Source organism: Pseudomonas sp. Q1-7 (genome assembly GCF_028010285.1).
In the GTDB taxonomy this organism is placed as follows: Bacteria; Pseudomonadota; Gammaproteobacteria; order Pseudomonadales; family Pseudomonadaceae; genus Metapseudomonas.
In genome coordinates, this window is the sequence record NZ_CP116304.1 from 3933075 (window position 1) to 3949744 (window position 16670).

14 protein-coding genes are annotated in these 16670 nt (G+C 66.1%); 5 read left to right on the forward strand and 9 right to left on the reverse strand.

Features of this window, described 5'->3' with window-relative positions; translation table 11 throughout:
• From hisC to mtnA, 5 genes are all read right to left on the reverse strand, one after another.
• Positions 1-1113 (reverse strand): histidinol-phosphate transaminase, encoded by a 1113-nt coding sequence (gene hisC / locus PJW05_RS18275; protein ID WP_271408386.1) that lies wholly within the window; start codon positions 1111-1113, stop codon positions 1-3.
• 79 nt (positions 1114-1192) lie between these two features.
• Positions 1193-2287: a prephenate dehydratase gene (gene pheA / locus PJW05_RS18280; protein ID WP_442969171.1), complete on the reverse strand. Its 1095-nt coding sequence runs from the start codon at positions 2285-2287 to the stop codon at positions 1193-1195.
• Positions 2287-3372, reverse strand: a complete 1086-nt coding sequence (serC, locus tag PJW05_RS18285) for a 3-phosphoserine/phosphohydroxythreonine transaminase (RefSeq protein WP_271408387.1) — start codon at positions 3370-3372, stop codon at positions 2287-2289. Before serC ends, pheA begins: the two co-directional genes overlap by 1 nt.
• 95 nt (positions 3373-3467) lie before the next feature.
• Positions 3468-6242, reverse strand: a complete 2775-nt coding sequence (gyrA, locus tag PJW05_RS18290) for a DNA gyrase subunit A (RefSeq protein WP_271408388.1) — start codon at positions 6240-6242, stop codon at positions 3468-3470.
• A 243-nt stretch (positions 6243-6485) separates the two neighbouring features.
• Positions 6486-7562: an S-methyl-5-thioribose-1-phosphate isomerase gene (gene mtnA, locus PJW05_RS18295; protein WP_271408389.1), complete on the reverse strand. Its 1077-nt coding sequence runs from the start codon at positions 7560-7562 to the stop codon at positions 6486-6488.
• A gap of 112 nt (positions 7563-7674) precedes the next feature.
• On the opposite strand from mtnA, the gene PJW05_RS18300 reads away from it, so the two are divergent.
• From PJW05_RS18300 to PJW05_RS18320, 5 genes are all read left to right on the forward strand, one after another.
• Positions 7675-9000, forward strand: coding sequence for a TRZ/ATZ family hydrolase (locus tag PJW05_RS18300; RefSeq protein ID WP_271408390.1), 1326 nt, complete (start codon positions 7675-7677; stop codon positions 8998-9000).
• A gap of 21 nt (positions 9001-9021) precedes the next feature.
• Positions 9022-9720: a bifunctional 2-polyprenyl-6-hydroxyphenol methylase/3-demethylubiquinol 3-O-methyltransferase UbiG gene (ubiG, locus tag PJW05_RS18305; RefSeq protein WP_271408391.1), complete on the forward strand. Its 699-nt coding sequence runs from the start codon at positions 9022-9024 to the stop codon at positions 9718-9720.
• Positions 9717-10397 carry an N-acetylmuramic acid 6-phosphate phosphatase MupP gene (gene mupP / locus PJW05_RS18310; RefSeq protein WP_271408392.1) on the forward strand — a complete coding sequence of 227 codons (681 nt, stop codon included), beginning with the start codon at positions 9717-9719 and terminating at the stop codon, positions 10395-10397. The genes ubiG and mupP overlap by 4 nt, the downstream gene beginning before the upstream one ends.
• Before the next feature lie 26 nt (positions 10398-10423).
• Positions 10424-11164, forward strand: coding sequence for a YciK family oxidoreductase (locus tag PJW05_RS18315; protein WP_271408393.1), 741 nt, complete (start codon positions 10424-10426; stop codon positions 11162-11164).
• A 242-nt stretch (positions 11165-11406) separates the two neighbouring features.
• The gene (locus tag PJW05_RS18320) at positions 11407-12333 is read left to right on the forward strand and encodes a GGDEF domain-containing protein (RefSeq protein WP_271408394.1); all 927 of its coding nucleotides are present in this window, start codon (positions 11407-11409) and stop codon (positions 12331-12333) included.
• Between the two features lie 96 nt (positions 12334-12429).
• Here PJW05_RS18320 and PJW05_RS18325 read toward each other — a convergent pair whose 3' ends face one another.
• The 4 genes from PJW05_RS18325 to PJW05_RS18340 form a co-directional block, all read right to left on the reverse strand.
• A complete protein-coding gene (locus PJW05_RS18325) occupies positions 12430-13632 on the reverse strand; it encodes an ISL3 family transposase (protein WP_271408395.1) in 1203 nt (400 codons plus the stop codon).
• Between the two features lie 117 nt (positions 13633-13749).
• Positions 13750-14961: a 23S rRNA pseudouridine(2605) synthase RluB gene (gene rluB, locus PJW05_RS18330; protein WP_271408396.1), complete on the reverse strand. Its 1212-nt coding sequence runs from the start codon at positions 14959-14961 to the stop codon at positions 13750-13752.
• Between the two features lie 111 nt (positions 14962-15072).
• Positions 15073-15864 carry an SMC-Scp complex subunit ScpB gene (gene scpB, locus PJW05_RS18335; RefSeq protein ID WP_271408397.1) on the reverse strand — a complete coding sequence of 264 codons (792 nt, stop codon included), beginning with the start codon at positions 15862-15864 and terminating at the stop codon, positions 15073-15075.
• Positions 15865-16563: a segregation and condensation protein A gene (locus PJW05_RS18340; RefSeq protein ID WP_271412254.1), complete on the reverse strand. Its 699-nt coding sequence runs from the start codon at positions 16561-16563 to the stop codon at positions 15865-15867.
• Positions 16564-16670 lie beyond the last annotated feature (107 nt).

Below are 16670 nucleotides of genomic sequence, written 5' to 3' on the forward strand. Positions count from 1 at the left end.
TCAGCCACGGCCCAGCACCTTGGCCAGTGCCTCCAGGCAACGGGCGTTCTCCTCCGGCAGGCCGATGGAGACGCGCAGGAAGGTGGGCATGCCGTAACCGGCCACGGGGCGCAGGATCACGCCTTCGCGCAGCATGCCCTGGTTGATCGGCGCGGCATCGCGGCCGAAGTCCACGGCGATGAAGTTGCCCTTGGAGGGAATCCAGGACAGCCCCAGGGCGCGGAAGCCCGCTTCCAGCTGGGCCATGCCGGCGTCATTGACGCGGCGGCTCTCGGCCAGGTACTCGGCGTCGTCCAGCGCGGCGCAGGCGGCAGCCAGGGCCAGGCTGTTGACGTTGAACGGCTGGCGCACGCGGTTCAGCACATCCGCCACCTGGGCGCTGGACAGGCCGTAGCCCACACGCAGCGACGCCAGGCCGTAGGCCTTGGAGAAGGTGCGGGACACCAGCAGGTTCGGGTAGCGGGCCAGGTAGTTCAGGCCGTCAGGCAGGTCATCGCCCTCGGCGTACTCGATGTAGGCCTCGTCCAGCACCACCAGGACGCTCTCCGGAACCTTGGCGAGGAAGTCTTCCAGCGCCGCCGGACCGAACCAGGTGCCGGTGGGGTTGTTCGGGTTGGCGACGAACACCACACGGGTGTTGGCGTCGATGGCCGCCAGCATGGCCGGCAGGTCGTGGCCGTAGTCCTTCGCGGGTACGACCTTGCCGGTGGCGCCCACGGCCTGGGTGGCAATGGGGTAGACGGCGAAGGCGTGCTCACTGAATACGGCGTTCAGACCAGGGGCCAGGTAGGCGCGGGCCACCAGGTCGAGGATGTCGTTGGAACCGTTGCCCAGGGTGACCTGGGCCGGCGTCACGCCGCAGCGCTCGGCCAGGCGACGCTTGAGTTCGAAGCCGTTGCCGTCCGGGTAGCGGGTCAGTTCGGCCAGCTCGGCGCGAATGGCCTCGAGGGCCTTGGGGCTTGGACCGAGCGGGTTCTCGTTGCTGGCCAGCTTGACGATGCCGGCGGGGTCGAGGTCCAGCTCGCGGGCCAGTTCATCCACCGGCTTGCCGGGCACGTAGGGCGAAAGTTTCTGCACGCCCGGCTGGGCAAGGGCGAGGAAGTCACAGCTCATGGATTCAGCCTCAACTACGGGCTCAGGGCCGCCGTGGCGCGCCCCAACCCTGGCTGGAGCGCAACGGCCCGTCGCGAATTCAAAGCACCGCTTTGGGGTAGGAACCCAGCACCTTCAGGGCAACGGCTTCCTGGTTGATCTTCTCCAGCACGTCCTTGATCAGCGGGTCGCGGTGGTGGCCGACGAAGTCGATGAAGAACACGTAGGTCCACTTGCCGCTGCGGGACGGGCGGGTCTCGATGCGGGTCAGGTCGATGCCGTTGTTGTGGAACGGCACCAGGAGTTCGTGCAGCGCGCCCGGTTTGTTGCGCATGGAGACGATGATGGAGGTCTTGTCGTCGCCGGTGGGCGGCACCTCCTGGCTGCCGATGATGAGGAAGCGCGTGGAGTTGTCCGGGCGGTCCTCGATCTTCTCGCAGAGCTTGGTCAGGCCGTAGAGGTTGGCCGCCATGTCGCCGGCGATGGCCGCCGAGTTCCACTCGCTCTTCACCCGCTTGGCCGCGTCGGCGTTGCTGGGCACGGCCACGCGCTCGACATTCGGGTAGTGGGCGTCCAGCCACTTGCGGCACTGGGCCAGGGACTGGGCGTGGGAATAGATGCGGGTGATGTTGTCGGTCTTGGTGTTCTCGCCCACCAGCAGGTGGTGGTGGATGCGCAGCTCCACTTCGCCGCAGATCACCATGTCGTGTTCGAGGAAGCTGTCGAGGGTGTGGTTCACCGCGCCCTCGGTGGAGTTTTCCACCGGCACCACGCCGAAGTTGACCGCGCCGGCGGCCACTTCACGGAACACTTCGTCGATGGCCGCCATCGGCGAGCTGATCACCGCGTGGCCGAAATGCTTGAGCGCCGCGGCCTGGGTGAAGGTGCCCTCCGGGCCGAGGTAGGCGACCTTGAGCGGCTGCTCCAGGGCCAGGCAGGACGACATGATCTCGCGGAACAGCCGCGCCATCTCTTCGTTGTCCAGCGGCCCCTTGTTGCGGTCCATGATGTGCTTGAGCACCCAGGCTTCGCGTTCGGGGCGGTAGAAGACCGGCGTCTCGCCTTCGGGCAGGGACTGCATCTTCACCCGCGCCACGTCCTGGGCGCAGCGGGCACGCTCGCTGATGAGCTCGAGAATCTTCTCGTCGAGGCTGTCGATGCGCAGGCGCAGCGCCTTGAGTTCCTGCTCGGACATCAGCCGTGCTCCTTCTCGAACTCCGCCATGTAGGCCACCAGGGCTTCCACCGCGTCAAGGCCGACGGCGTTGTAGATGGAGGCACGCATGCCGCCCACCGAGCGGTGGCCCTTGAGGTTCAGCAGGCCACGGGCGTCGGCGCCAGCGAGGAAGTCCTTGTCCAGGCGCTCGTCGGCCAGGCGGAACGGCACGTTCATCCAGGAGCGGGCGTTGTGGGCAATCGGGTTGGTGTAGAACTCGCTCTTGTCGATGGTGCCGTAGAGCAGGTCCTTCTTGGCCTTGTTGCGCTGCTCCATGGCCTCGACGCCGCCCTGCTCCTTCAGCCACTCGAAGACGAGGCCGGAGAGGTACCAGGAGAAGGTGGCGGGGGTGTTGTACATGGAGCCGTTATCGGCGGCGACCTTGTAGTTGAGCATGGTCGGGCAGTGGGCGCGGGCGCGGCCCAGCAGGTCCTCGCGGACGATGACCACCACCAGGCCGCTCGGGCCGATGTTCTTTTGCGCGCCGGCGTAGATCAGGCCGAAGCGGGAGACGTCCAGCGGGCGGGAAAGGATGTCCGAGGACATGTCGACCACCAGCGGCACGTCGCCCACTTCCGGAATCCAGTCGAACTGCAGACCGCCGATGGTTTCGTTGGAGGCGTAGTGCAGGTAGGCGGCGTCCTTGGACAGCTGCCACTCGTTCTGGCCGGGGATGGCGAAGTAGTCGTAGCCCTTGGCGCTGGCGGCGACGTTGACGCGGCCGAAACGGCTGGCTTCGTCGATGCTCTTCTTCGACCAGATGCCGGTGTCGATGTAGTCGGCGACGCCGTTTTCCGGCAGCAGGTTCAGCGGAATCTCGGCGAACTGCTGGCTGGCGCCGCCCTGGAGGAACAGCACCTTGTAGTTGGAGGGGATGGACAGGAGGTCGCGCAGGTCCTGCTCGGCCTTTTCGGCAATGGCGACGTACTCGTCGCTGCGGTGGCTCATTTCCATGACGGACAGGCCTTTGCCCTGCCAGTCGAGGAGTTCCGCCTGGGCGCGTTGCAGAACAGCTTCCGGAAGCGCGGCCGGGCCGGCGCAGAAGTTAAAGGCTCGCTTGCTCACATCCATTCTCACTGGGTAGCGCGGGGGCACCAGTGCCCCCGCGGATTGTCGTCTACCGAATGGACAGGCCGGCGAAGACCTGCCCGTTTCTACACTTACTGCTCGTCGCCAGCCGGCTGGGCGTCGTCCTGCTGAACGTCGCCGGCTTCGGCATCGGCCACGGCGCCGACGGTTTGCTCTTCACCTTCCAGCTCGTCGTCCTCGTCACCGCCGGACGGCTCCTGCACGCGTTCCAGGCCGACCAGGGTCTCGTCCTTGGCCAGCTTGATCAGGGTCACGCCCTGGGTGTTGCGGCCGGAACTGGAGACTTCGTCGACGCGGGTACGTACCAGGGTGCCCTGGTCGGAGATCAGCATGATTTCCTCGCCGTCCTGCACCTGGATGGCGCCGACCAGCTTGCCGTTACGCTCGTTGATGACCATGGCGATCACACCCTGGCCACCACGACCGCGACGCGGGAACTTGCCCAGACCGGTGCGCTTGCCGAAGCCACGTTCCGATGCGGTAAGGATCTGCGCACCGGACTCGGGAATCAGCATGGAGATCAGTTGCTGATCCTTGCCCAGACGCATGCCACGCACGCCACGTGCGGTACGGCCCATGGTGCGCACCATGCTCTCGGCGAAGCGGATCACCTTGCCGGCGCTGGAGAACAGCATGACTTCCTTGGCGCCGTCGGTGATGGCGGCAGCGATCAGGGTGTCACCCTCGTCCAGACGCAGGGCGATCAGGCCGCTGGAGCGCGGCTTGCTGAACTGGATCAGCGGCGTCTTCTTCACGGTACCGAAGGCGGTGGCCATGAAGATGTAGGCACCGGTGGGTTCGGCCACCAGCTCGGGGGTATCGCCCTCGACCTCTTCGACTTCCGGCTCCACCACCTCGCCTTCGAGCACGACGCCCTCGGCCTCGTCGAGATCGTCCTCGTCGCCGGCTTCGCGCTGCAGGGCTTCCAGGTCGATCTGCAGCATGGCGGTGATGCGCTCACCCTCGTCCAGCGGCAGCAGGTTGACCAGCGGACGGCCGCGTGCGGTACGCGAGGCTTCCGGAATCTCGAAGGTGCGCAGCCAGTAGACCTTGCCCTTGCTGGAGAACAGCAGGAGGGTGGCGTGGCTGTTGGCGACCAGCAGGTGTTCGATGTAGTCCTCGTCCTTCACCCCGGTGGCCGACTTGCCCTTGCCGCCACGGCGTTGGGCCTGGTAGGCAGCCAGCGGCTGGGACTTGGCGTAGCCGCCGTGGGAAATGGTGACGACGCGCTCCTCTTCGGTGATCAGGTCGGCGATGGTCAGGTCCACCTGGGACGCAACGATCTCGGTGCGGCGGGCATCGCCGAACTCGGCCTTGACCTTTTCCAGCTCTTCGCGGATGACTTCCATCAGGCGCTCGGGGCTGGTGAGGATGCGGATCAGCTCACCGATCAGGGTGAGGATTTCCTGGTACTCGGCCAGCAGCTTCTCGTGCTCCAGGCCGGTCAGGCGGTGCAGGCGCAATTCCAGGATGGCCTGGGCCTGCTCGGGGGACAGGTAGTACTTGCCGTCACGCAGGCCGTACTGCGGGTCCAGGTCTTCCGGGCGGCAGGAGTCGGCGCCGGCGCGCTCGACCATGGCTTCCACGGCGCTGGATTCCCAAGGGGTGGCGATCAGGCGTTCCTTGGCCTCGGCCGGGGTCGGCGAGGTCTTGATCAGTTCGATCACCGGGTCGATGTTCGACAGCGCGACGGCCTGGCCTTCGAGGATGTGGCCACGTTCGCGGGCCTTGCGCAGCTCGTAGACGGTACGGCGGGTCACCACTTCGCGGCGGTGACGGATGAACACTTCGAGCATGTCCTTCAGGTTCAGCGTGCGCGGCTGGCCGTCCACCAGGGCCACGACGTTGATACCGAAGACGCTCTGCATCTGGGTCTGGGAATAGAGGTTGTTCAGCACCACCTCACCCACTTCGCCACGGCGCAGCTCGATCACGATGCGCATGCCGTCCTTGTCGGACTCGTCGCGCAGTTCGGTGATGCCTTCGAGCTTCTTCTCCTTGACCAGCTCGGCGATCTTCTCGATCAGACGCGCCTTGTTCAGCTGGTAAGGCAGCTCGGTGACGATGATCTGCTGGCGACCACCGCCCTTCTCCATGTCTTCGATTTCGGCGCGGGCGCGTATATAGATGCGGCCACGGCCGGTACGGTACGCCTCGATGATGCCGGCGCGGCCGTTGATGATGCCCGCGGTGGGGAAGTCCGGACCGGGGATGTACTGCATCAGCTCATCGACCGTGAGTTCCGGGTTGTCCATCAGCGCCAGGCAGCCGTCGATGACTTCGCCCAGGTTGTGCGGCGGGATGTTGGTGGCCATGCCCACGGCGATACCGCTGGAACCATTGACCAGCAGGTTGGGAACCTTGGTCGGCATGACCGCGGGAATCTGTTCGGTGCCGTCGTAGTTGGGCACCCAGTCCACGGTTTCCTTGTCGAGGTCGGCCAGCAGTTCATGGGCCAGCTTGGACATGCGCACTTCGGTGTATCGCATGGCCGCGGCGTTGTCGCCGTCCACCGAACCGAAGTTGCCCTGGCCGTCCACCAGCATGTAGCGCAGCGAGAAGGGCTGGGCCATGCGGACGATGGTGTCGTACACCGCGGTGTCGCCGTGCGGGTGGTATTTACCGATCACGTCGCCGACCACACGGGCGGACTTCTTGTAGGGTTTGTTCCAGTCGTTGCCCAGCTCGCTCATCGCATAGAGGACGCGACGGTGCACCGGCTTCAGGCCGTCGCGCGCGTCCGGCAAGGCACGCCCGACGATCACGCTCATCGCGTAGTCGAGGTAGGACTGTTTCAGCTCGTCTTCGATATTGACCGGGAGGATTTCTTTGGCCAGTTCGCCCATGAGAAGCCTGGTTCCTTTTTCTGATGTAACTCCGCCCCGCTCGTCCTGAGCGGTACGAAGCTCGTCACTGCGGCCAGAAGCTGCAGCGACTCACGACAAATCAACGAGTTAAGCCAAGGATCTGTGCAATTAGGCCGCCTCGATGGAGGGGCGGCAATAACTGCCGGAGCTTACCACAGTCACCGCCTTGCACCTACCCCGCCGGGCGGCCAGCCGGCGGGGCCAAGATGCCGCATCAGCGGCTCAATGCAGGCGCTTGCGACACATCAACTGGGCCATCTTGGCGGCATCGGGACGCTCGACCACACCCTTCTCGGTCACGATGGCGTCGATCAGGTCGGCCGGGGTCACGTCAAACACCGGATTCACCGCATGGACCTCCGCCGCGACCCGGCGGCCACCCAGGTCCAGCAGCTCGGAACCGTCGCGCTCCTCGATCGGGATGTCGTCGCCGCTTTCCAGGGACATATCGATGGTGGAACTGGGCGCTACCACCATGAAGCGCACACCGTGGTGCATGGCGTTGACCGCCAATTGGTAAGTGCCGATCTTGTTGGCCACATCGCCGTTGGCGGTGATGCGGTCGGCGCCGACGATCACCCAGGTGATCCCGGCGGTCTTCATCAGGTGGGCGGCCGCGGCGTCGGCATTGAGGCTCACCGGCACGCCTTCATTGGCCAGCTCCCACGCAGTCAGGCGTGCGCCCTGCAGCCAGGGGCGGGTTTCGTCGGCGTAGACCCGTTCCACCAGGCCGTCGAGGTGGGCCGCGCGGATCACCCCGAGGGCGGTACCGAAGCCGCCGGTGGCCAGGGCGCCAGTGTTGCAGTGGGTCAGCAGCGCCTGGGGGCTGCCCTGGTGCTTGCGGATCAGTTCCATGCCCAACTGAGCCATGGTCAGGTTGGCTTCGCGGTCGCTCAGGTGGATGGAAATCGCCTCCGCTTCCAGCGCCTGCAGCGGAGTTTCGCCGTCGCGCAGGCGCTCCAGGCGCTCGCGCATGCGGTTCAGCGCCCAGAACAGATTGACCGCCGTGGGCCGCGATTCGGCCAGCACCCTGAAGTCATCCTCCAGCGCCGCGCGCCAGTCGCCACCGGCGGCGATCCGCGTCCGGGCACCCAGCACCACACCATAGGCAGCGCTGATGCCGATGGCCGGCGCACCGCGCACCACCATCTGGCGAATGGCCTGGGCCACACCCTCGGCGGTTTCGTAGGACAACCAGACTTCCTCGGCCGGCAGCAGGCGCTGGTCGAGCAGATGCAGCGCGCCGTCGCGCCAGTCGATGGCCTTGACCTTCTCGGCCGCTAACAGTTGTTCACGCATCGACCACCTCACAACCCGTAACTCGCGGAAAAACCGCAGATTATAGCGAGCCGGAGCCCTTCTGGCTCGGGTATACTGCCGCCACTTCGATTTGCGCCCAGGATGCGCCGCCATGCCCAGCCCCAACGCCCCGCTCGACCTGCTCCTGCTCCCGTCCTGGATAGTCCCGGTGGAACCCGCCGGTGTCGTGTTGCGGGATCATGCACTGGGGATTCGCGACGGTCGTATCGCCCTGCTCGCCCCCCGCGACGTCGCGCTGCGCACCGAAGCCCGCGAAACCCGCGAGCTGCCGGGCATGTTGCTGGCGCCCGGGCTGATCAACGCCCACGGCCACGCCGCGATGACCCTGTTCCGCGGTCTGGCCGACGACCTGCCGCTGATGACCTGGCTACAGGAGCACATCTGGCCCGCCGAGGCCAAGTGGGTCGATGAGACTTTCGTGCGCGACGGCACCGAATTGGCCGTCGCCGAGCAGCTCAAGGGCGGCATCAGCTGCTTCTCCGACATGTACTTCTTCCCGGCCCAGGCCAGCGCCGTCATCCATGCCAGCGGCATCAAGGCGCAGCTGGCGATCCCGGTGCTGGACTTCCCCATTCCCGGCGCCGCCGACGCCGCCGAGGCCATTCGCCGTGGCGTCGAGCTGTTCAGCGACCTCAAGCACCACCCGCGCATCAAGGTCGCCTTCGGCCCCCATGCACCCTACAGCGTCAGCGACGACAAGCTGGAGAACATCCGCGTGCTCGCCGAGGAGCTGGACGCCGGCATTCACATGCACGTGCAGGAAACCGCCTTCGAGGTCCAGCAGAGCCTTGAGCTGCGCGGCGAGCGCCCGATGGCCCGCCTCGCCCGGCTCGGCCTGCTCGGCCCGCGCTTCCAGGCCGTACACATGACCCAGGTGGACGACGACGACCTGGCGCTGCTGGTGGAAAGCAACAGCAACGTGATCCACTGCCCCGAGTCCAACCTCAAGCTGGCCAGCGGCTTCTGCCCGGTGGAGCGCCTGTGGCAGGCCGGCGTGAACGTCGCGATCGGCACCGATGGCGCCGCCAGCAACAATGACCTGGACCTGCTCGGCGAAACCCGCACCGCCGCACTCCTGGCCAAGGCCGTGGCCAGTTCGGCCAGTGCCCTGGATGCTCACCGCGCCCTGCGCATGGCCACCCTGAACGGCGCGCGGGCCCTGGGTATCGACCAGGACACCGGTTCCCTGGAACCGGGCAAGGCCGCCGACCTGGTCGCCTTCGACCTGTCCGGGCTGGCCCAGCAACCGGTCTACGACCCGGTTTCCCAACTCATCTATGCCACCGGGCGCGACGCGGTGCGGCACCTTTGGGTCGACGGCAGGCACCTGCTGGACGACGGTCGCCTGACGCGCCTGGACGAAGATCGCCTGGTCGCCACCGCGCGCGACTGGGGCGATCGCATCGCCGGCCGCTGAATTCTGTTTCGAGGACATTCCATGACCAACGTCGATCACGTCGAAATCGCCAAGTTCGAGGCCCTCGCCCACCGCTGGTGGGACCGCGAGAGCGAGTTCAAGCCCCTGCACGACATCAACCCGCTGCGGGTCAACTGGATCGACGAACGCACCAGGCTGGCCGGCAAGAAAGTGCTGGACGTCGGCTGCGGCGGCGGCATCCTCAGCGAGTCGATGGCCCAGCGCGGCGCCACCGTGACCGGCATCGACATGGGCGAAGCGCCGTTGGCGGTCGCCCAATTGCACCAGCTGGAGTCCGGCGTGCCGGTGGAATACCGCCGGATCACTGCCGAAGCCCTGGCCGCCGAGATGCCGGGCCAGTTCGACGTGGTCACCTGCATGGAAATGCTCGAACACGTACCCGACCCGGCCTCGGTGATCCGCGCCTGCTTTACCCTCGTCAAGCCAGGCGGACAGGTGTTCTTCTCCACCATCAACCGCAATCCCAAGGCGTACCTGTTCGCCATCGTCGGCGCGGAATACATCATGAAGCTGCTGCCGCGCGGCACCCACGACTTCAAGAAGTTCATCCGCCCCTCCGAGCTCGGTGCCTGGAGCCGCGCTGCCGGCCTATCGGTGAAGGACATCATCGGTCTCACCTACAACCCGCTGACCAAGCACTACAAGCTGGAAGCCGACGTCGACGTCAATTACATGATCCAGACCCTGCGCGAGGAGTGACCGGCATGCGACTTCAAGCGGTACTCTTCGATATGGACGGCACCCTGCTGGACTCGGCGCCCGACTTCATCGCCATCTGCCAGGCCATGCGCACCGAGCGCGGCCTTGCCCCGATGGACGAGAAGGCGATCCGCGACGTGGTTTCCGGCGGCGCCCGCGCCATGGTCGCCACCGCCTTCGGCATGGACCCGGAAGCGCCGGACTTCGAGCCCTTGCGCCTGGAATTCCTGGAGCGCTACCAGAACCACTGCGCCGTATTCACCCGCCCGTTCGACGGCATCGACGAACTGCTGGCCGACATCGAGGCGGCCAAGCTGATCTGGGGCGTTGTGACCAACAAACCGGTGCGCTACGCCGAGCCGATCATGGAGCAATTGGGTCTGGCCGGGCGTTCCGCCGTGCTGATCTGCCCCGACCACGTGAAGAACAGCAAGCCGGACCCGGAAATGCTGCTGCTGGCCTGCAGCAAGCTGAACCTCGACCCGGCCAGCGTCCTCTTCATCGGCGACGACCTGCGCGACATCGAGTCCGGCCGCGCCGCCGGCACCCGCACCGCCGCCGTACGCTATGGCTACATCCACCCCAGCGACAACCCCAACCACTGGGGGGCCGATGTGGTGGTCGACCACCCGCTCGAACTGCGCGCCGTCCTCGACCGCGCGCTGTGCAGCTGCTGACCCGGCTGCGCCGCGAAGGAGATTCCATGTTCCAGTATTCCGCCCGCCCCGACCTGCTGAAGGATCGGGTCATCCTGATCACCGGTGCCGGCCGCGGCATCGGCGCCGCCGCCGCCAAGACCTTCGCCGCCCACGGTGCCACCGTGCTGCTGCTGGGCAAGACCGAAGCCAGCCTGAACGCGGTCTATGACGAGATCGAGGCCGCCGGCCATCCGCAACCGGCGGTGATCCCCTTCAACCTGGAAACCGCCCAGCCGCACCAGTACGACGAACTGGCGGCGACCCTGGAAGCCGAGTTCGGCCGCATCGACGGCGTGCTGCACAACGCCTCGATCCTCGGTCCGCGTACCCCCATCGAGCAGCTTTCCGGCGAAAACTTCATGCGCGTCATGCAGGTCAACGTCAACGCCATGTTCATGCTGACCAGCACCCTGCTGCCCCTGCTCAAGCTGTCCAACGACGCCTCGGTGGTCTTCACCTCCAGCAGCGTCGGCCGCAAGGGTCGCGCCTACTGGGGCGCCTATGCGGTGTCCAAGTTCGCCACCGAAGGCCTGATGCAGGTACTGGCCGACGAAGTCGACGGCGTCGCCCCGGTACGTGCCAACAGCGTCAACCCCGGCGCCACCCGCACCGACATGCGCGCCCAGGCCTATCCGGGCGAAAACCCGGACAACAACCCGGAACCCGCCGCGATCATGCCGGTCTACCTCTACCTCATGGGGCCGGACAGCGCTGGCGTGAACGGCCAGGCTTTCGACGCGCAATGACCTCCCTTCGCGGCGGTCGTTCGACCGCCGCAGCCTCCGCCGGTTTTCCGGCGGTGCCCTCTCCGTGACCGGCATCACGTTGCCATGATTTCGCCAGCAAACCGGCAAAGATTTGCCGCGCGAACCGGCAGCATAGATCCAAGCACCTGAAACTAAAGCGATTTTCAGGAAGAGCGAACTCCTGGCACGAAATTGGCTCTATGCCTGGTGTCGTCGCTTATTGCGTCAGAGGGTTCAACTCAATGGTTCCTCCCACCCTGTCCAACACCATCGATTTCGATGCCGCCAAGCTGCAGCGCCTCGGTTTCTCCGGCAAGCGCCAGCCCAAGCTGCGTCCCATCAGCCTGGCGGAACTGCGCCGCCAGCTGACCCTGCAGTTGCAGACCAGCCTGGATGTGGAGCGCATCATCAGCCTGTTCTTCGGCGAGGTGCGGCGCCTGGTTCCCCTCGACGCCCTGGCCTACCAGCACTCGAGCAGCGACCTGCGCCTGGAATACGGCGACCGCGCCAGCCACTCCGCCGGCTATCGGCTGACCCACCAGGGCGAGTACCTGGGCGAACTGATCTTCCGTCGCAACCTGCGCTTCGATGAACAGGAACTGAACCAGCTGGAATCCCTGCTCGCCAGCCTGCTCTTCCCACTGCGCAACGCCCTGCTCTACCGGACCGCGGTGCAGAGCGCGCTGCGTGACCCGCTGACCGATACCGGCAACCGCATCGCCATGGAACAGACCCTGCAGCGCGAAGTGGACCTGGCCCGCCGCAACCTGCAGCCCCTCTCGGTGCTGATGCTGGACATCGACCATTTCAAGCGCATCAACGACAGCCACGGCCACGGTACCGGCGACGAAGTCCTGAAAGCCGTGGCCACGACCCTGAAGTCACGCCTGCGCAACGTCGACATGGTGTTCCGCTTCGGCGGCGAGGAATTCCTCGTCCTGCTTTCCGGCACCTGCCGCGAAGCCGCCGCGCTCGTGGGCGAGCGCCTGCGCATGGGCATCCTCGAACTGCAATGCCTGGTGCAAGGCCAGCCGCTGGACCTGTCCGTCAGTCTCGGCTGCGCCACCCTGCTGCCGGCGGAATCGGTGGACAGCCTGCTGCGCCGCGCGGACAACGCCTTGTACGTGGCCAAGCGCGAAGGCCGCAATCGCCTGTCCATGGCAGGGTGACTGCCGCAACCGCGCGGGGCAGCGATTTCAATGGCGAATGAAGGCGCTCACACCGCGCAAAAAGAAGGGGCTCGACTGAGCCCCTTCTTTATTGGTTCATCGCGCTTTCCCGGGGAAGGCAGCCTTGATTTTCAGGAAGAAGTAGGCTGAGTCTCGGAAGCCATAGGCCATGCGCTTGATCACCTTGATACGGTTATTCACGCCCTCCAGCAGGCTGGTATGTAGGTGGAAACGCGCACTGGCGAGGATGCCCCGGGCGTATTTGCGCAGGTTGCGGGCAAAGCGTTGCAGTGGCGCCAGACCGCTGTCCCGGGCATGCCGTAGCCAACTTCGCCAGCGCCGCCAGCCCTCCTGCACACTGGGGGCGTACCAGATTGCCTTTAACGCATCCTTGAGCACATAGACCGTGGCCAGTGGTTGGTTGGCCGCGAGCAGCTCTTGCAACTGCACGGCCTGCCCGTCCTTGAGGTTGTCGTGATTGCGCAGCAGCAGCCAGCGACTCTGCTTGACCACCTTGCGCGCCGGCTTGTCCTCGCGCAGGCGGTTGGCCTGGTCGACGCGGATCCGGTCGATCACCTCGCGGCCGTAGCGCGCCACCACATGAAACAGGTCGTACACCACTTCGGCCTGCGGGCAATGCCGCTGCACCTCCAGGTCGAAGGCGGTGTTCATGTCCATCGCCACCGCTTCGATCCGTTGGCAGTGCTCGCCCAGTAATTCAAAGAATGGGCGGATCGCCTCGCGGCTGTTGCCATGACCGACCCACAGCACCCGCGTGCGCTCGGCATCCATGATCACCGTGGCGTAGCGATGGCCTTTGTGCAGGGCGAACTCGTCCATCACCAGGCGACGCACATCACCCGGCTCGAAGGTGCCGACGGCGGCCTCCAGGCGGCGCTTATCGAGCGTCTTGAGCGTGTGCCAGTGCAGGCCGGTGAGGCGGCTGACATGACTGATGGGCAGCAATTGCAGCAAGCCTTCGAGCCAGACGCGCAAGCGTTGGGTCAAACGCGACACCGGTTCCAACCAGCTGATCCGCTCGGTTACCCGCCCACAACTCAGGCAATCGACGCGGCGCACCGGTAGCTGGAGCAAGACGCGCTGGTCGAACAGATCGCGATCGCGCACCTGACGAGTCCGCCGCTCATGGATCAATGGACAGGCTTCACCACAGCGTCCGCATTCGGGGACGGAGCCGACTTGAGGCTCGAGCTCGATTAGCAGGGTGTCGTGGGTTGATTGGCGACAGGAGACGACTGCGTAGCCTGGCCAGAAAGCAGCAAGATCAATAGGATGCACGGCGGCAGCAGGGGGTGGTGGTTGGTTCGTTTGGCGACTGCCAATCTAACCACTTCCCTGACTGTCAACTCGCTCTTCCCCCTGATCCCGCGAAGAACCTCTTTATTTCGCCGCCGATCAGCGTTTGCGACCGAAGCCCGGACGCTGGCCCTCGCCCGCGGGCGGACCACTGCGCTTGTGCTGCGGCTTGCGGGCCGGGCGGTCGGCCAGCTCGACCGCCGGACGCTCGCCCTGCGGTTTGGCCGGACGCTTCTTGTTCACGTCACGCGGACGATCCGCAACAGGCGTACCGCGCGGAGCACGAGCCGGGCGTTCATCCCCCTCGCGGCGCTGGCCACGGGCCGGACGCTCATCGCCCTCGCGACGCGGGCCACGGGCCGGACGCTCATCCCCCTCGCGGCGCTGGCCGCGAGCCGGACGCTCATCGCCCTCGCGACGCGGGCCACGGGCCGGACGCTCGTCCCCCTCGCGGCGCGGTGCACGGCCACCAGCCGGCTTCGGTGACTTGCGCTGCAGGCGGTCGAGCTTCTCGCGGAACTTGCCTTTCATATTCGGCAGCGCGATGGGCTTGAGGCCCACTTCCTCACTGAGGATATCCACCTCGCTCTGGCCCATCTCGCGCCAGCGGCCCATGGTCAGGTCGGAGGTGATGAACACCGGACCGAAACGCACGCGCTTCAGGCGGCTCACCACCAGGCCCTGGGACTCCCAGAGGCGACGCACTTCGCGGTTGCGGCCTTCCATCACCACGCAGTGGTACCAGTGGTTGAGGCCTTCGCCGCCGGGCGCTTCCTGGATGTCGGTGAACTTCGCCGGGCCGTCGTCCAGCATCACGCCCCGCTTGAGGTTTTCCAGCATGTCCTCGGTGACCTCGCCGCGTACGCGCACCGCGTATTCGCGGTCCATCTCGTACGAGGGGTGCATCAGGCGGTTGGCCAGTTCACCGTCGGTGGTGAACAGCAGCAGGCCGGTGGTGTTGATGTCGAGGCGACCGATGTTGATCCAGCGACCGGATTTCAGGCGCGGCAGGCGCTCGAATACGGTGGGGCGGCCTTCCGGGTCGTCGCGGGTGCAGACTTCGCCTTCCGGTTTGTTGTAGATCAGCACGCGGCGGACGCTCTCGGCTTCTTCTTCGCGCTTGAGCAGGCGGCCGTCGAGGCTGATGGCGTCATGGCTGTCGACGCGCTGGCCGAGGGTGGCGACTTCGCCGTTGACCTTGATGCGGCCTTCGCTGATCCAGGCCTCGATATCACGGCGCGAGGCCAGCCCAATGCGGGCCAGGACCTTCTGCAGCTTCTCGCCTGCGGGGCTGTATTCGATCTCACTCATCTGGGCACCTCCCGGTGTAGCAGTAAAAAGGCCGCGCATCATACGCGGCCGCTGGCACTCAGGCTAGTTGAGCGAAGCCCTGGCGTCAGCCCGCGCGCGGACCGGCGGTTATCAATGCAGGGTTTCGTCCGGCAGCGATTCGTCGTCTGCTTCGGTGGACGCGGCTTCGGCGTCCTCCTCGTCCGGGTCCAGCAGCAGGTCGTCGAAGTCGGTCTTGAGCCCCTCTTCCATGCTGTCGAGCTCGGCCAGCAGACTGCGAAAACTGGTTTCCTCGCGCGGCTCGGCCGGCTGTTCGGCATCGACGCGGGCCTGCAGGTCGGACGGCACGGGCGCTTCGCCGTCTTCCAGGCCGAGCACCGGCTCGGGCTCCAGCTCGCGCAGGGCGGCCAGTGGCGGCAGCTCTTCCAGGCTTTTCAGGTTGAAGTGATCGAGGAAGGCGCGGGTGGTGGCGAACATCGCCGGCTTTCCCGGTACGTCGCGATAGCCGACCACCCGGATCCACTCGCGCTCCAGCAGGGTCTTGACAATCTGGCTGTTGACCGCCACGCCGCGGATGTCCTCGATCTCGCCACGGGTGATGGGCTGGCGGTAGGCGACCAGGGCCAGGGTTTCCAGCATGGCGCGGGAATAGCGCTGCGGACGCTCCTCCCAGAGGCGTCCGACCCAGGGGGAGAAACGCTCGCGCACCTGCAGGCGATAACCGGAGGCCACCTCGCGCAGCTCGAAGGCCCGCCCCTCGCAGCTGCTGGCGAGGATCGCCAGGGCGGAACGGATCACCGCCAGCTCGGGGCGCTCGGCTTCTTCGAAGAGCTCGGCCAGGCGCTCCAGCGACAAGGGCTTGCCGGAAGCCAGCAAAAAGGCCTCCAGCAGCGAGGCGAGTTCGTTGGGGTCGTTGAGGTTCATCTACTCGGCTCTGGCGCGCACGTGGATGGGGGCGAAGGGCTCATTCTGCACCAGTTCCACCAACTGCTCCTTGATCAGTTCAAGTACCGCCATGAAGGTCACCACTACGCCGAGGCGGCCCTCCTCCACGGTGAACAGGGCGACGAAGGGCACGAACGCACCGCCCTTGAGCTTTTCCAGTACCTCGCTCATGCGCTCGCGGGTGGACAGCGCTTCGCGGGTCACCTGATGGCTCTCGAACATGTCGGCGCGGCGCAGCACCTCGGCCATGGACAGCAGCAGTTCCTCCAGGGCGACATCGGGCAGCAGCTTGCGCGCGCGCGCCTCCGGGGCGTCCAGGCGCGGCACCAGGGTATCGCGGCCGACCCGCGGCAACTGGTCGATGCCTTCGGCGGCGGCCTTGAAGCGCTCGTACTCCTGAAGGCGGCGGATCAGTTCGGCGCGGGGGTCTTCTTCCTCGTCTTCCGCCTCGCTCGAACGCGGCAGCAACATGCGCGACTTGATCTCGGCGAGCATGGCGGCCATGACCAGGTACTCGGCCGCCAGCTCCAGGCGTACCGACTTCATCAGCTCGACATAGGCCATGTACTGGTGGGTGATGGCGGCCACCGGGATGTCGAGGATGTCGATGTTCTGCTTGCGGATCAGGTAGAGCAGCAGGTCGAGGGGGCCTTCGAAGGCTTCGAGGAAGACCTCCAGCGCATCCGGCGGGATATAGAGGTCCTGCGGCAGCTCGGTCACCGCCTGGCCGTAGACCAGGGCGAAAGGCAGCTCCTGCTGGGCGCCCGCCTGGGGATCCGGCGACT

Bases quoted from the DNA above. Each gene is read 5' to 3' on its own strand.
- gyrA (WP_271408388.1), bottom strand. From the start codon at position 6,242: ATGGGCGAACTGGCCAAAGAAATCCTCCCGGTCAATATCGAAGACGAG.
- PJW05_RS18320 (WP_271408394.1), top strand. From the start codon at position 11,407: ATGGTTCCTCCCACCCTGTCCAACACCATCGATTTCGATGCCGCCAAG.
- scpB (WP_271408397.1), bottom strand. From the start codon at position 15,864: ATGAACCTCAACGACCCCAACGAACTCGCCTCGCTGCTGGAGGCCTTT.
- hisC (WP_271408386.1), bottom strand. From the start codon at position 1,113: ATGAGCTGTGACTTCCTCGCCCTTGCCCAGCCGGGCGTGCAGAAACTT.
- pheA (WP_442969171.1), bottom strand. From the start codon at position 2,287: ATGTCCGAGCAGGAACTCAAGGCGCTGCGCCTGCGCATCGACAGCCTC.
- ubiG (WP_271408391.1), top strand. From the start codon at position 9,022: ATGACCAACGTCGATCACGTCGAAATCGCCAAGTTCGAGGCCCTCGCC.
- PJW05_RS18315 (WP_271408393.1), top strand. From the start codon at position 10,424: ATGTTCCAGTATTCCGCCCGCCCCGACCTGCTGAAGGATCGGGTCATC.
- PJW05_RS18300 (WP_271408390.1), top strand. From the start codon at position 7,675: ATGCCCAGCCCCAACGCCCCGCTCGACCTGCTCCTGCTCCCGTCCTGG.
- mtnA (WP_271408389.1), bottom strand. From the start codon at position 7,562: ATGCGTGAACAACTGTTAGCGGCCGAGAAGGTCAAGGCCATCGACTGG.
- rluB (WP_271408396.1), bottom strand. From the start codon at position 14,961: ATGAGTGAGATCGAATACAGCCCCGCAGGCGAGAAGCTGCAGAAGGTC.